Origin of the sequence: Pseudomonas arsenicoxydans, assembly GCF_006438915.1 — a bacterium.
In the GTDB taxonomy this organism is placed as follows: Bacteria; Pseudomonadota; Gammaproteobacteria; order Pseudomonadales; family Pseudomonadaceae; genus Aquipseudomonas; species Aquipseudomonas arsenicoxydans_A.
In genome coordinates, this window is sequence record NZ_RCZE01000009.1 from 146,396 (window position 1) to 160,112 (window position 13,717).

Consider the following 13,717-nt stretch of genomic DNA (forward strand, 5'->3'; position numbering starts at 1 on the left):
GTTTAAACACCCTCTAGGTTACGTCCTGAAAGCTACAAAACCTTGCGCCGTTGCCTACGGCTACGCCAGAATCCGCCGGCTTGTGCGCCTTTGATACGGGCCTTATCGTTTCCATGTCGCTGAAAAACAGCGATCGGGTTTGGTAGCCCGGTTTCGTATCACGGTGCATGGCGTCACTTATTATGGTGGCCATGCGCGGGGCTCTTTCGAGGGCGCCGGGAACTGATACGACCGGTCTACCAACCCGCGTATGGCCATCACCCTTCGTTGGTAGCGAAAGTGACGGCTCTTTGCTAATAAACTCGTATCAGGAGTTTGATTTATGTTCAAAGTAACGCCCAATCCGCCGGACGCCGATTCGCCAGACACTGATCCGGTTTCCCCGTACGAACCCCATTCAAAAAAACTCAACGAAGCCGCCGAGCGCGCACTCAACTTTCACTTTCCGTCGAATGCCGACATCAAAGCCACCAAGCGAACACGCAGCATGCTGTTTTCCGTGGATCCAGCGGCCACGGCCGAAACGCTGGCCGTATTTTTGGTCGAAACGCTGGCGTCGGTCGATGTGATGATCCATCAGTTGGTGGACCATCTGGAGGGTGAGTCACGCTACGCCTTGCTGGGTATTTCCAACAGCATCATGGTGGCGGAGATCACGGCGAACCGGGTGCTGGATAAGGTTGAGCCCTCCGTGTAACCGCTGTTCTGTGGCGAGGGAGCTTGCTCCCGCTGGGCAGCGAAGCGGCCCCAAAAAATGGGCCTGCTGCGCAGTCCAGCGGGAGCAAGCTCCCTCGCCACAGGTTATGCATCGTTTGTTGAATTGCCTTTTCCACGGCAGAGATTGCCGGATCGCTCATCATTCCATTGGAACTCCCCACACAACGCTCCGTCATCTGGAATACGGGGGGCTGCGGGTATTTCGTGGCGAACCCTGTTAACGCTTTTTCAATCAGAAGGCGAGGGACGACATGAATACTTCAGACAGCACCAACGGGAACCAGCCCGATAAACCTGACACCGGAGGCACAGAGCAAAACTTCGAACACCTGAAAGAAAACGTAACAGAGGCACTGGGCGATGCACGGCAGCAGGCGGATGAGCAGTTTGGCCAATACCGCGACACCGCGGCAGACCAAATTGAAGCACTCGCGCAAGGGACCAAATCTTTCGTTTCAGAACTGGAGGACAAGGACACCCTGGGCATGTCCGATTACCTCGTGGACATGGCGGAGTCCATGAGCGGCCTGGCGGGAAACCTGCGCGGGAAAAGCGCGGAACAGTTGCTCCATGACGGCGCTGACCTGGCCCGTAACAACCCGGCCCTGTTCATTGCGGGCAGCATTGCGTTGGGCTTTGGCTTGTCGCGCTTTCTCAAGGCCGGTTCAGCACCAGCGGCGACATTCACCGCTGCCAGAGATCCGGCCGCCGGCCACTCGATGCCGCCATCGGGTGGTTTTGGTGCTCAACGCCCCTACGAAACTTCCGTTCCCTCCCGCACCGATCAAAGCCCTGACCACGCCGCCGGCTTCACGCCGTCAGCATCCGATGATCACGGCCATCCTTCGGACTTCGCTACGCCTTCGACCCCTGGTTCGACCAACGTCAATGGAGCATTGTGATGAACAGAGAAGATCCCAATTTCCCGGGGGCAACACCGGCGTCCGTTCCCGACCCTGACGCTTCGGTCGTCGGACTGTTACGGCAGTTAGCCCGCGAAGTGCCCGCGCTGTTCACCAAGGAACTGGCGTTGGCCAAAGCCGAACTTCAGGCCAGTCTCACCACGCTCAAGGCCGGCATTGCCGGGGTCGCGAGCGGTGCGATTGTGCTGATGGCGGGGTTCATCATTCTGTTGATGTCCGCCGTCTATGGCCTGAGCCTCGTGATGGCGCCGTGGTTGGCCGCACTGATCGTCGGTGTAGTAGTGATGATCGCCGGGTTCGCGATGCTGCAGGCCGGAAAAAAACAGTTCGAACCGTCCCATTTGAAACCTGATCGGACGTTGGACGCCTTGAACAAAGACCAGGAAGCGCTGCGCAGGAGAGTCTCATGAACAGTGAATTCGAATACGAGTCGCAAAAAAGCCCCGAAGCCATCGAGCGCGATATCGATGCGCAGCGGGCGAGCATCGGCAACATTGTCGATGCCCTCGAAAGCAAGTTCACGCCGGGGCAAGCCTTTGATCAGGCGTTGTCGTTCATGCAGAACAACGGCACGACCTTCCTGACCAATCTGGGGACCAGCGTTCGAAACAATCCTGTGCCTGCGGTGCTGACATCGGTGGGATTGCTGTGGCTGATGATGAGTCAGAACCGTCCGCCGACCCCACGCCCGGTTTATCCCGCAAGCCCCGATCACAACAAAGTCGGGGAGTGGGCCGATGGACTGGCCGAAGGCATCGACAGTGCACGTGATCATCTGCATCAGACTGCTGACACGCTCAAGGACGGTTTCCAGAGTGTGAAAGACAAAGCGTCGAACCTGGGTGACAACCTCGGCGCTGCCACCGACAACATCAGCCATGTCGTACACGACGCCAGCGACCGTTTAGTGCGCAGTACCCAAGTGGTGGGCGATCAGTTCAGCCGTCTGCTCAAGGAGCAGCCGCTGATGGTCGCTGCTGCGGGTATCGCATTGGGTGCCATGCTTGGGGCGGCATTGCCGTCGACAGCGACCGAGCAACGCTACATGGGCAAGACCAGCGCCGGGCTGGCGGACAAGGTCAAGCAACAGGCGCGGGAGGGATTTGAGGCGGTGCGCGATACAGTGACCAAAACCACGGATCACTCGGACGTGGGGATGAACCCGGAACGCGATCAATCCGGAAGGACTGATGGTCCAGCCGATCTCTCTCGAGGATTGGGGACGGCGTAAGCGTTGAAGGAAAGGCGGGAGGTTGAATGTTGACCTCCCGTTTTTTTTGCCGCCAAGAAACGTTGCGGCGCTGAAGCACATTGGCAATGCATCTTGAAAACAGTCGTGACAGCGGTTGAGACTGACGAGGAAAGAAAAGTTTTAGTCCGTTGAAAAGTGCCCGACGACTGGCGACAAAACAGGCAATTTGCACGGCCAAAAACCGTCGGTCGCGATCCCTCAAATCTTTTTAAAATTTTCTCAAGGGCAACACCTTCAGATGACTGTGGGCGCCGCATTCGATGAATCATCGAATGGGTATCGGCGCCTTTCAGGCCTGGATGCTTGTCGATACAGCGTTGGGCTGAACGGGAATTCGTCTTAACCGATTTGAGAGTGAGTTTATTTTGCCGAAAATTTTAACTTCCCACCTGGACGACGCCGAACTGAGCGAACACAACGCCAAGATGTTCGGATCACCCAAGGAACGCCTGGACTTTTATCGCCGGGAGATTCAATACGAGACGAGCATTTTGGCGAACCGGACTGACGCCTATCTGGCCGCACAATCATTTTTGGTCATTGCATTCGCATCGTGTATGGCCAATCTCAACCCTGAATGGGGAAAGCTGTTCACGCTGGTGGTGCCGCCGTTTCTTGCCACGCTGGGACTGCTGAGTTCATTGAATGCGTGGCCTGGCATTCGCGCGGCGTATGACATCATTGATCATTGGTATTACAAACAGAGCGAGCTCTTGCGAAGTGAGCCGATGATGGGCCTGGCGTATGACGAATCGCCGCTCTTCAGCGAAAGTGAGTCGACGCACAAGGGGTATCGAAAGGCCCTGCTGTTTTCCGTTCGCACGCCTTGGATCTTCGCGACGTTTTGGGTCCTGCTCGCTAGCTGGTCTGTGTTTATCCAACTGGCAAAACCGAGTGCATGACAGGATTGGGTTCTCGATCAGCGCCTCCTGTCAGCCTTCATGAACTCAAACGCCAGCCTCATGTTCCATGTTGAAAGACTCTGGGATGCGCGCCGTCATGAACTCATTCAGAAACAGGCTGGCACCGCCTCTGGACAAAAAAATCCGGGCACTGGATTCATGGCATCGTGCGTTTGAGAATTGCTCCCTGCGTATGGAGTGCCCGGACGCCTATCATGAAGAGCTGCTTCGTCTGGCTGACGAGATGGATCGGCAGGACATCGTTACTTGGGAGGAGTGGCGAGACTTACGAACCGAGGCGGATCAAGCTTACTCGCGCGCTGTCGCGGGTGAGGATTACCACAGGTGATCCCTCAGACATTCACACGCCCCATCCTTCCCTCACAGCCTTGCGAATCCCCTCCAGCAACATCGCAAACGCCGGGTTGTCATTGTTCTCGCGCCAGATCAAATGCAGCTCGCTCTGTACGCCTTCCCCCAGATCGATATCCCGGAACACCACGTTCTTGAACACCACGCTGGTGGCGCAACGCGGGACCAACGCCAGGCCCATTCCGGCGTTTACCAGCGCCAGGATCGTCAGTGACGAACCGAGCCATTGCACGTATTCCGGGGCAACGCGGGCCGAGCGCAGCATGCCGGTCAGCAGTTCGTTGAAGGGCGGGTAGGCGGCGTGGGAGTACATCAGGAACGGTTGTGCGTCGAGGTCTTGGACAGACACGGTGTCGGCAGTGGCCAGCGGGTGGCGACTGGGTACGGCGAGTACGAACGGCTCGCGCACCAGGCACTCGGTGGCGTAGCCCGGTTCCAGCAAGGGCGCGCGGACGATGCCCAGATCGATACGCCGGGCGCGAAGGGCTTCGTGCTGCTGGTAGGTGTTCATCTCTGACAGGTCGATTTTGACGTGGGGCTGTGTGAGCCGCGCTTCGGCAATGACCTTGGGCAGGAATTCGTACACCGCGCTGCCGACGAAGCTGATGTTGACCGAGCCGATGTCGCCTTCGGCAAACCGTCGAGCAGTCACCGCGGCTTGCTGGGCGCGCTCCAGCAGGTTTTGCGCTTCGATGAAGAAGGCACGACCGGCGGCGGTGAGGGCGACGCTGCGAGTGGTGCGGGTGAACAGTTCGACACCGAGGTGGTGCTCCAACAACTGGATCTGTCGACTGAGCGGCGGTTGCGTCATGTTCAGGCGTTCGGCGGCGCGCCGAAAGTTGAGTTCGGTGGCCACTGTGGTGAAGCAGCGCAGTTGAGTCAGTTCGAACATTGATCTAATCCAGGTATCAATCGAATGACAAGTTAGATTAGACGGGATCAATTGTCGCGTCCATGATCGGTCCGTCCCTAAAAAAACAATGATCGGGAGTTGCCTCTTGAATACCCTCCAGAATCCGCCGGACCCGACTGTGTTGGCCCGCGCCGCGGCCAAGGTCAAGCACCACGTGCTGCCGCTGTTTGTGGTGATGTTCATCGTCAACTACATCGACCGGGTCAACATCGGCTTCGTGCGCAGCCACATGGAAACCGACCTGGGCATCGGCGCGGCGGCCTATGGCCTGGGTGCAGGGCTGTTCTTCATCGGTTACGCAATATTCGAAGTGCCCTCCAACCTGCTGTTGCAACGCTACGGTGCTCGCGCCTGGTTGACGCGCATCATGTTCACCTGGGGCGCAGCCGCCATGGCCATGGCCTTCGTGCGCGGCGAAACCAGTTTTTATGTGCTGCGCTTCGTTCTCGGCGCAGCCGAAGCGGGTTTCTTTCCTGGCATCATTTACTACTTCACCCAGTGGCTGCCGTCGACGGAACGGGGCAAGGCCATGGCAATCTTTCTCAGCGGTTCGGCGATTGCGTCGGTCATTTCCGGCCCGGTGTCCGGTGCGCTGCTGAACGTCAGCGGTTTCAGCCTGCATGGCTGGCAGTGGATGTTCCTGATTGAAGGTTTCGCGTCCATCGTCCTGTGCGGTTTTGTCTGGTTCTGGCTGCAATCCCATCCGCGTGAAGCGAAATGGCTGAGCGCCGAGGAGAAGGACGCGCTGACAGGGGCTATTGCGCTGGAGCAGCAGGCTCGCGAAGCCGCGCAGACGATCAAGCCGTCGATGTTCAAACTGCTGGCCGACAAGCAAATTGCGCTGTTCTGTTTTATCTACTTCTCCATTGCCCTGACCATCTATGGCGCCACGTTCTGGCTGCCGAGCATGATCAAGAAAATGGGCAACCTCGGTGACTTCCAGGTCGGCCTGTTCAACTCGATTCCGTGGCTGATTTCTATCGTCGCGATGTATGGCTTCGCCGCCATGGCCAGCAAATGGAAACACCAGCAAGCCTGGGTGGCGTTGACGCTGGTGATTGCGGCGTTTGGCATGTTCATGTCGACCACCGGCGGACCGATCTTCGCCTTTGTCGCCATTTGTTTTGCGGCCATTGGTTTCAAGGCAGCCTCGGCGTTGTTCTGGCCGATTCCGCAAGGCTATCTGGATGCACGCATCGCCGCGGCGGTGATCGCGCTGATCAACTCCATCGGCAACCTGGGCGGTTTCGTGGCGCCGACGGCGTTTGGTTTTCTCGAACAAAAAACCGGCTCAATCGAGGGCGGGCTCTACGGCCTGGCCGCCACCTCACTGGTCGCCGCCGTGGTGATCTTTTTCGCGCGCACGGCGCCCCGTGGCGACGCCTTGCGCTCGCTGACCGGTAAACCCGCCACGACCCCCTTGCCACAACCCATTGTCAGTCACAGCGCTTTGAAACCAGATCCAAAGGGAGCAGCCTCTTGAAAATCAAACGAGTCACCGTCACCCCCATCGCTTTCCGTGATCCGCCGCTGCTCAATGCCAGTGGTATCCACGAACCGTTCGCGCTGCGCTCGATCATCGAGATCGAGAGCGACAATGGCTACATCGGTTTGGGTGAGAGCTACGGCGACGCTCCGGCGCTGGCGATCCAGCAGCAATTGCAAGACAAGCTGATCGGCCTCGACCCGTTCAACCTCAATCAACTGCGCGCCATCGTGCAAGCCACCGTGGCGGCGAACAAACCGGCGAGCATCGCCGGCGCGGAACTGGCACCCGGTTCTCACGCCAGCAAAGCGGTGAGCAATGCGTATTCGGCCTTCGAAGTGGCGTTCCTGGATTTACAGGCGCACTCGCTGAATGTGCCGTTGGTGGACTTGCTGGGCGGTGCGATCCGTGACGAGATTCCATTCAGCGCCTATCTGTTTTTCAAGTACGCCCAGCACATCGATTCGCCTTACAAGCCCGACAGTTGGGGGGAAGCGCTGAACGAAGAGCAGATCGTCGCCCAGGCGCGGCGCATGATCGAGACCTATGGTTTCAAGAGCATCAAGCTCAAGGCTGGCGTGCTGGAGCCGGAGCATGAAGTGGCGTGCATCAAGGCGCTGAAAAAGGCCTTTCCGGGATACCCGCTTCGGATCGATCCGAACGCTAACTGGTCCCTGGAAACCTCGATTCGCATGGCCGAACTGCTGGGCGACGACCTGCAATATTACGAAGACCCGACGCCGGGGCTGGAGGGAATGTCCGAACTGCACAAACGCACCGGCCTGCCGCTGGCGACCAACATGGTGGTGACTGATTTCGATGAGTTTCGCCGCAGTGTGGCTCTGAACAGCGTGCAGATCGTCCTCGCCGATCACCACTATTGGGGCGGCCTGCGCGACACCCAGGCACTGGCGAAAATGTGCCAGACCTTTGGCGTGGGCGTGTCCATGCACTCCAACTCGCACTTGGGGATCAGCCTGATGGCCATGGCCCATGTCGCCGCGTCGGTGCCGAATCTCGATTACGCCTGCGACACGCATTACCCGTGGCAGGAGCCGGACGAAGAGGTGATCAAGGGCGGCAAGCTGCCGATCGTCGATGGCTGCGTGAAAATTACCCGCGCGCCGGGGTTGGGCCTGGAGTTGGATCACGATCAACTCGGCAAGCTGCATGACCAATACCTGACGTGCGGCATTCGCCAGCGCGATGATGTGAAACAGATGCAGCGTTACAAACCTGAGTGGAAAACCGTCAAGCCGCGTTTTTGAGGGGGCGGTGTTTGGCTGTCTGAACAGATCACGGCTAACCCGGTGCTGGGTATTCGCCGTCCTGTGGCGAGGGAGCTTGCTCCCGCTGGACTGCGCAGCAGGCCCATTTTTTGGGGCCGCTTCGCTGCCCAGCGGGAGCAAGCTCCCTCGCCACAGGTTGCTCAGTGTTTATCCAACGCCGCCTCAGCCGCCGCAATCTGCGCCTGGCGCTGGGCAATTACATCGCCCACCGGCGGCCCCTGGAAGCGCCGGGCTTCAAAGCCGAACCAGACAATCGCCGTCAGCACCAGGAAGCCAATGGTGATGTACAGCGCCCAATCGTTCGGTGGCTGAATGCCGATGATGAAAATGATCACCATCGACAGCACCGAGAGCAGGGCGAACACCGTGTACCAGAAGCGCCCCATGTTCCACGGCCCCATGGTCGGCCACTTCGCGGTCCCGTAGGTAAACAGGCCCAGCACGATGGGAATGATGAAGGAGAAGAACAGGAAGATCACCGTGCAGGACACCACGATCGTATACACCGGCGTGGCCCCGACCGAGATCACCGACGAGCCCCAGTCAAACAGCACGGCAAGGGTGGCACCGGTCCAGATCGCCGCCACCGGGCTACGAAAGGTCGGCGAGACCGAGGCCAGTGCTTTGGAAAAGGGCAGGCCGCCGTCACGGGAGAAGGCGAAGATCATCCGCGACACCGAGGTCACCGTCGCCAACCCGCAGAGGATTTGCGAGACGAAAATCGCCACATACAACGCGAGCTTGAGCGTCGGGCTGACCTGGGTGTTCATCGCCCAGAAAAACACGTTCCAGCCTTGCTTGGCCGCTTCGTCCATGTTCGGCAGCATCAGCACGAACGAGCACAACATCACCCATCCGAACAGCAACGACCAGACCACCGACATGATCATGCCGCGCGGCACGGAAACCGCCGCGTTGCGCGTCTCTTCGGAGGTGTGCGCCGAGGCGTCATACCCGGTGATGGTGTAGATCGGCAGCAACAGGCCGAGCATGAACACCCAACCGTTCGACACCGATGGCCAGACCGCGCCGCCGGCATCGCCGGAGTAGTTGCTGAAGGTCCACAACCGCGCGAATTCATAACTCGGTGCCGAGATCAGGCAGACGATGGTCAGCGCCAGCGCGGTGGCGAAAATCAGGTAGCCGGAGAAGTCGGTGAGCTTGGCGGTCAGGCCGATCCCCAAGTGGTTACACAGGGCCTGAAGACCGGTCAGCACGGCGAGGAAAATCACCCGCACCGTAGTCGTATCTTCCATACCCAGCGCCGGGCCGAACGCACCGAAAAAGAAGTAATAGGTGCCGACGTTGATCGCGCCCAGCACGGTGACCAACCCCAAGAGGTTGAACCACGCGGTCAGCCATCCGGTGAAGCGATTGCCGAGAATCGAACCCCAGTGATACAGCCCGCCAGCGGTGGGGTACGCTGAGGAAATCTGCGCCATGGCCATGGCGAACACCCCGGAGATCAGGCAGCCGATGGGCCAGCCGATGCCGATGGACGCGCCGCCCGCGCCGGAGGTGCCCTGGGCGAGGGAGTTGATGCCCCCGGAGAGGATGCAGATGATCGAGAAGGAAATCGCGAAGTTGGAGAAAACGCCCATGCGTCGCGAGAGCTGCTGGGCGTAGCCCATGCTGTGCAGCGCCTTGACGTCGTCGTCATGCGACGCGTCGGCGCCGGGCTGACTTGCTGGATTCATGTTGTGTGCCCCTTCAGGTTTTGATACGCGCCCCTCCGGAATGCCGGACGAGCTGGCTTTCAACCCCTTGTCGTACTGCTCCTGTCTCCCACCGTACAACCTGCCCGTGCGCTGCATTCATGTGTCGAGCACCGACAGTCAACTGCTCTACAGGCGGCCGTGAAACGCCGCGTCGAAAATCTCTGCCGTACCGGCCTTGGTCAAGGGCACCGGGTTGCCGCCGGCGGAAGGGTCGACTACGGCCATGTCCGCGATCAGGTCGGCCTGTCGGTCATCCACGCCCAACTCGAACAGCGTGTGCGGCACACCGATGTCTTTGCGCAGCTTGAGGATGAAGGCCAGGAAACTGTCGAAGCCGGGGGAGGGCAAACGCAAATACGCGGCCAGGCGCGTGATGCGTTCTTCGATGGCCGTGCGATTGAATTTCAGCACGTAGGGCATGAAGGTCGCATTGGTCATGCCGTGATGGGTGTCGTACAACGCGCCCACCGGATGCGAAAGGGCGTGCATCCCGCCCAGGCCTTTCTGGAACGCGGTGGCGCCCATCGCTGCCGCCGCGAGCATGTTCGCGCGCGCTTCAAGGTCGCCTGGCGTGTGCACGGCGCGCACCAGTGCGTTGGCCACCAGGCGCATGCCTTCCACGGCGATGCCGTCGGCCAAGGGGTGAAAACCGGGGGCGCAGTAGGCTTCCAGGCAATGCGCCAAGGCGTCCATGCCGGTGCCGGCGGTGATTTTGGCCGGCATGCCGACGGTCAGCGCCGGGTCGCTGATGACCACGCGCGGCATCATTTTCGGGTGGAAGATGATGCGTTTGGTGTGGGTCGCCTCGTCGATGATCACCGCTGCACGGCCGACTTCCGAGCCCGTGCCCGCCGTGGTTGGTACCGCGATGACCGGGGCGATACGGCTTTCATCGGCGCGGGTCCAGTAGTCGCCGATGTCTTCGAAATCCCAGACCGGGCGCGTCTGCCCGCTCATGAAGGCGATGAGTTTGCCCATGTCCAGGCCACTGCCGCCACCGAAGGCGATCACGCCATCGTGGTTGCCGACGCGCCATGCATCCAGGCCACCGGCCAGGTTGGCTTCGACCGGGTTGGGCTTGAGGTCGCTAAACATCGCGACGCCAAGACCGGCGGCACGCAGGGCTTCCAGCGCGGCGAGGGTCATCGGCGCACGCGCCAGGCCACTGTCGGTGACCAGCAGCGGGCGCTGGATGCCTTGGGCGCGGCAGGTGTCGGCGAGTTCGGCGATGCGGCCGACGCCGAAGCGGATGCTCGTGGGGTAATTCCAGTTCGCGGTCAGGCTCATGGCTCAGATCTCGTGGCGCAAATGGAAGGATTTGGCGCGGGTCAGGTGTTCATAACCGAGGCGCGACAGGGTGACGCCGCGTCCGCTGTTTTTCACCCCGGTCCAGGCCAGGGCCGGGTCCAGGTAATCGCAGCGGTTCATGAACACGGTGCCGGTGTTTATCTCGTTGCCCAGGCGTTCGGCGGCGGCCAGGTCCTGAGTCCAGATCGAGGCGCTGAGCCCGAATTCGCTGTCATTCATCAGGGCGATGGCTTCGTCGTCGCCGTCCACCGGCATGACGCCGACTACCGGGCCGAAACTTTCCTCGCGCATGACGGACATTTGATGAGTGACATCGATCAGGACCTGCGGCGCGAGGTAGGCGCTGCCCGGTTCGTCAGCGGGAAACGCCGTGGGTTCAATCAGTGCGGTGGCGCCTTGGGCCAGCGCTTCGGCGATCTGGCCGCGCACGAAATCAGCGGCGGCCGGGGTGACCAAGGGGCCGAGTGTGGTGGCTTCGTCCAGCGGGTTGCCCAGCACATATTGGCGGGTCAGGGCGGCGAAACGCTCGATGAAGGCCGGGTAGAGGGTCTTGTCGACGTAAATGCGTTCGATGGCGCAGCAGCTCTGCCCGGAGTTGAAGAAGCTGCCGTCCACGAGGTTTTCTACCGCGTGTTCGAGATTGGCATCGACGCGCACGTAGGCCGGGTCTTTGCCGCCGAGCTCCAGGCCTACGCCAAGGAAGCGCCCGGTGGCGGCGGTTTCCATGGCCTCGCCAGCACCGACGGAACCGGTGAAATTCACTTGCTGCACGCGTCTGGAGCCAATGATGTCGGCGGTCTGGCGGTGATCGAGCAGCAGGTTGTGAAATAGACCGGCCGGCAAGTGGGCGTTGGCCATGGCCTCGGCGAACCGTTCACCGACCAGCAGCGTTTGCGACGCGTGTTTGAGGATGACGCTGTTGCCGGCCATCAGCGCCGGAATGATCGTGTTCACGGCGGTCAGGTACGGGTAATTCCAGGGGGCAATGACCAGCACCGTACCCAGTGGATCACGTTGAACAAACCGTCGAAAACCTGAAACAGGAGTGGGTTCTATTGCGGCCAGGGCTTCAGGCGCAATGGCAATCATGTGCCGCGCACGCTCTTCAAAACCGCGCAATTCGCCCGCACCAAACCGAACCGGGCGCCCCATTTGCCAGGCCAGTTCCCGCACGATGTCAGTTTTCATCGCCAACATAGCGTCCACCACCGCGCTGCAAAAAGCCGCGCGTTCGCTCAGTGGCCGGCGTTTCCATTGCGCCTGGGCGGTGGAGGCGGCGGTCAGTGCCTGTTCGATCTGCGTGGCGTCGGCGTAGCGGCGCTCGGCATACACCCGGCCATCGACCGGGGAAATGAGTTTGATGGTTGCCGTCATGCTGACCTCAATAGCGCTCGAAGCCGCGCTGCAATTCCCAGTCGGTGATCCGCCGGTCGTATTCTTTCTGCTCCCATTCGGCGGTGTGCACGTAGTGGTCGATCACCTCGTCGCCGAACGCTTCACGCAACATGCTCGAGGTCTGGAGCGCGGCGCTGGCTTCGCGCAAGGTCTTGGAGACTTCGGGCAGGTGGTCATCGACGTACGCGTCACCTTCAAAGGGCGGCGCGAGGGTGAGCTTCTCGTCGACTCCGGCAAGGCCCGCCGCAATCAGGGCCGCGAAGGCCAGATAAGGGTTGAGGTCGGCGCCGCCGATGCGGCATTCGATGCGAATGGATTTGCTGCTTTCGGCACACAGCCGAAAACCGGCGGTGCGATTGTCGCGACTCCACACTGCCCGCGTCGGTGCAAACGTGCCGGCCTGAAAACGCTTGTACGAATTGATGTACGGCGCGAGAAAACAGGTGATGTCGTTGGCATATTTAAGCTGCCCGGCGACCCAGGAACGCATCAGTTTCGACATGCCGAACTCGGCCTTGGCGTCGAAGAACAGCGGCTTCTTGCCGTTCTTGTCCCACAGCGAATTATGGATGTGGCTACTGGACCCGGCGGCGTCATAACGCCACTTCGCCATAAACGTGATCGCCTTGCCTTGCAGTTGCGCGATCTCTTTGCAGGCGTGCTTGATGATGACGTGGTGGTCGGCCATGGTCAGGGCATCGGCGTAGCGGATGTTGATTTCTTCCTGGCCGGGCCCCCATTCACCCTTGGAATTTTCCACGGGAATGCCGCTGGCCTGCAGGTGCTTGCGAATCGCCCGCAGCACCGGTTCTTCGCGGGTGGTCTGCAGGATGTTGTAATCCTCGATGTAATGGCCGGCGGTTTTCGGCTTGTGGTAGTTGCGCTTGTGAATGGCCTCGTAGCTCTCGTCGAACAGATAGAACTCCAGTTCCGAGGCGAACATGCCGGTATAGCCACGCTCGCGCAGGCGTTCGATTTGCTTCTTCAGGATCGCCCGCGGGCTGTGTGGCAAGTCGCGGCGATGGTGGTGATCGAGCACATCGCAGAGCACCAGCGCCGTGCATTCCAGCCAGGGCACCCGGCGCAGGGTGGACATGTCGGGCTTGAGCACAAAGTCGCCATAACCTTTGCTCCAACTGGCAGCGGCATAGCCCGGTACGGGCTCCATGTCGATGTCGTCGGCCAACAGGTAATTGCAGCAGTGGGTTTCTTCATGGCCGCTGTCGATGAAAAACTCGACCTGGAATCGTTTGCCAACCAGACGTCCCTGCATGTCGACCATGCAGACCAGTACGGTATCAATTTCGCCGGCAACGGCGGCACGCTTCAGTTCGTCAAAGCTGAGGAGGGGCTCGGTCATCACGTCATACCTGCGTGAACAGTGTGGGCCTGTCTGAAATAGCTGTTGCAGACGCTCTTCAGAAAAACCCAAACCCTGCCGG

General features: G+C 60.1%; 12 protein-coding genes. 7 read left to right on the forward strand and 5 right to left on the reverse strand.

From position 1 onward, the window contains the following. The first annotated feature begins 322 nt into the window (after window positions 1–322). The 5 genes from EAH78_RS19650 (at window position 323) to EAH78_RS19670 (ending at window position 3,794) form a co-directional block, all read left to right on the forward strand. Window positions 323–697 carry a DUF6124 family protein gene (locus tag EAH78_RS19650; RefSeq protein WP_140668997.1) on the forward strand — a complete coding sequence of 125 codons (375 nt, stop codon included), beginning with the start codon at window positions 323–325 and terminating at the stop codon, window positions 695–697. Between the two features lie 271 nt (window positions 698–968). Beyond that, complete coding sequence (locus tag EAH78_RS19655) at window positions 969–1,619, forward strand: hypothetical protein (protein WP_140668998.1); 651 nt, start codon at window positions 969–971, stop codon at window positions 1,617–1,619. After that, the gene (locus EAH78_RS19660; protein ID WP_140668999.1) at window positions 1,619–2,050 is read left to right on the forward strand and encodes a phage holin family protein; all 432 of its coding nucleotides are present in this window, start codon (window positions 1,619–1,621) and stop codon (window positions 2,048–2,050) included. The genes EAH78_RS19655 and EAH78_RS19660 overlap by 1 nt, the downstream gene beginning before the upstream one ends. Beyond that, window positions 2,047–2,871, forward strand: a complete 825-nt coding sequence (locus tag EAH78_RS19665; protein WP_140669000.1) for a DUF3618 domain-containing protein — start codon at window positions 2,047–2,049, stop codon at window positions 2,869–2,871. Before EAH78_RS19660 ends, EAH78_RS19665 begins: the two co-directional genes overlap by 4 nt. Before the next feature lie 386 nt (window positions 2,872–3,257). Then, on the forward strand, window positions 3,258–3,794 hold the full coding sequence (locus EAH78_RS19670; RefSeq protein WP_240051907.1) for a hypothetical protein: 537 nt from the start codon (window positions 3,258–3,260) through the stop codon (window positions 3,792–3,794). Between the two features lie 361 nt (window positions 3,795–4,155). On the opposite strand, the gene EAH78_RS19680 is transcribed toward EAH78_RS19670, so the two are convergent. Then, window positions 4,156–5,058, reverse strand: coding sequence for a LysR substrate-binding domain-containing protein (locus EAH78_RS19680; RefSeq protein WP_140669001.1), 903 nt, complete (start codon window positions 5,056–5,058; stop codon window positions 4,156–4,158). Between the two features lie 106 nt (window positions 5,059–5,164). Here EAH78_RS19680 and EAH78_RS19685 point away from each other — a divergent pair, with 106 nt between their 5' ends. Together EAH78_RS19685 and EAH78_RS19690 are read left to right on the forward strand one after the other, a co-directional pair. Then, the gene (locus tag EAH78_RS19685; protein ID WP_140669002.1) at window positions 5,165–6,562 is read left to right on the forward strand and encodes an MFS transporter; all 1,398 of its coding nucleotides are present in this window, start codon (window positions 5,165–5,167) and stop codon (window positions 6,560–6,562) included. Beyond that, window positions 6,559–7,833, forward strand: a complete 1,275-nt coding sequence (locus tag EAH78_RS19690; protein ID WP_140669003.1) for a glucarate dehydratase family protein — start codon at window positions 6,559–6,561, stop codon at window positions 7,831–7,833. The genes EAH78_RS19685 and EAH78_RS19690 overlap by 4 nt, the downstream gene beginning before the upstream one ends. 161 nt (window positions 7,834–7,994) lie before the next feature. Here the strand turns inward: EAH78_RS19690 and EAH78_RS19700 are convergent, their stop codons facing one another. The 4 genes from EAH78_RS19700 to EAH78_RS19715 all read right to left on the reverse strand — a co-directional run bounded on the left by EAH78_RS19700 (window position 7,995) and on the right by EAH78_RS19715 (window position 13,635). After that, window positions 7,995–9,551, reverse strand: a complete 1,557-nt coding sequence (locus EAH78_RS19700) for an amino acid permease (protein WP_140669004.1) — start codon at window positions 9,549–9,551, stop codon at window positions 7,995–7,997. A 147-nt stretch (window positions 9,552–9,698) separates the two neighbouring features. Further along, window positions 9,699–10,859, reverse strand: a complete 1,161-nt coding sequence (locus EAH78_RS19705) for an iron-containing alcohol dehydrogenase (protein ID WP_140669005.1) — start codon at window positions 10,857–10,859, stop codon at window positions 9,699–9,701. A 3-nt stretch (window positions 10,860–10,862) separates the two neighbouring features. Next, window positions 10,863–12,254 (reverse strand): aldehyde dehydrogenase family protein, encoded by a 1,392-nt coding sequence (locus EAH78_RS19710; protein ID WP_140669006.1) that lies wholly within the window; start codon window positions 12,252–12,254, stop codon window positions 10,863–10,865. Between the two features lie 7 nt (window positions 12,255–12,261). Further along, window positions 12,262–13,635 (reverse strand): glutamine synthetase family protein, encoded by a 1,374-nt coding sequence (locus EAH78_RS19715; RefSeq protein WP_123432148.1) that lies wholly within the window; start codon window positions 13,633–13,635, stop codon window positions 12,262–12,264. Window positions 13,636–13,717 lie beyond the last annotated feature (82 nt).

Bases quoted from the DNA above. Each gene is read 5' to 3' on its own strand.
- EAH78_RS19680 (WP_140669001.1), bottom strand. From the start codon at position 5,058: ATGTTCGAACTGACTCAACTGCGCTGCTTCACCACAGTGGCCACCGAA.
- EAH78_RS19660 (WP_140668999.1), top strand. From the start codon at position 1,619: ATGAACAGAGAAGATCCCAATTTCCCGGGGGCAACACCGGCGTCCGTT.
- EAH78_RS19715 (WP_123432148.1), bottom strand. From the start codon at position 13,635: ATGACCGAGCCCCTCCTCAGCTTTGACGAACTGAAGCGTGCCGCCGTT.
- EAH78_RS19665 (WP_140669000.1), top strand. From the start codon at position 2,047: ATGAACAGTGAATTCGAATACGAGTCGCAAAAAAGCCCCGAAGCCATC.
- EAH78_RS19700 (WP_140669004.1), bottom strand. From the start codon at position 9,551: ATGAATCCAGCAAGTCAGCCCGGCGCCGACGCGTCGCATGACGACGAC.
- EAH78_RS19705 (WP_140669005.1), bottom strand. From the start codon at position 10,859: ATGAGCCTGACCGCGAACTGGAATTACCCCACGAGCATCCGCTTCGGC.
- EAH78_RS19710 (WP_140669006.1), bottom strand. From the start codon at position 12,254: ATGACGGCAACCATCAAACTCATTTCCCCGGTCGATGGCCGGGTGTAT.
- EAH78_RS19650 (WP_140668997.1), top strand. From the start codon at position 323: ATGTTCAAAGTAACGCCCAATCCGCCGGACGCCGATTCGCCAGACACT.
- EAH78_RS19655 (WP_140668998.1), top strand. From the start codon at position 969: ATGAATACTTCAGACAGCACCAACGGGAACCAGCCCGATAAACCTGAC.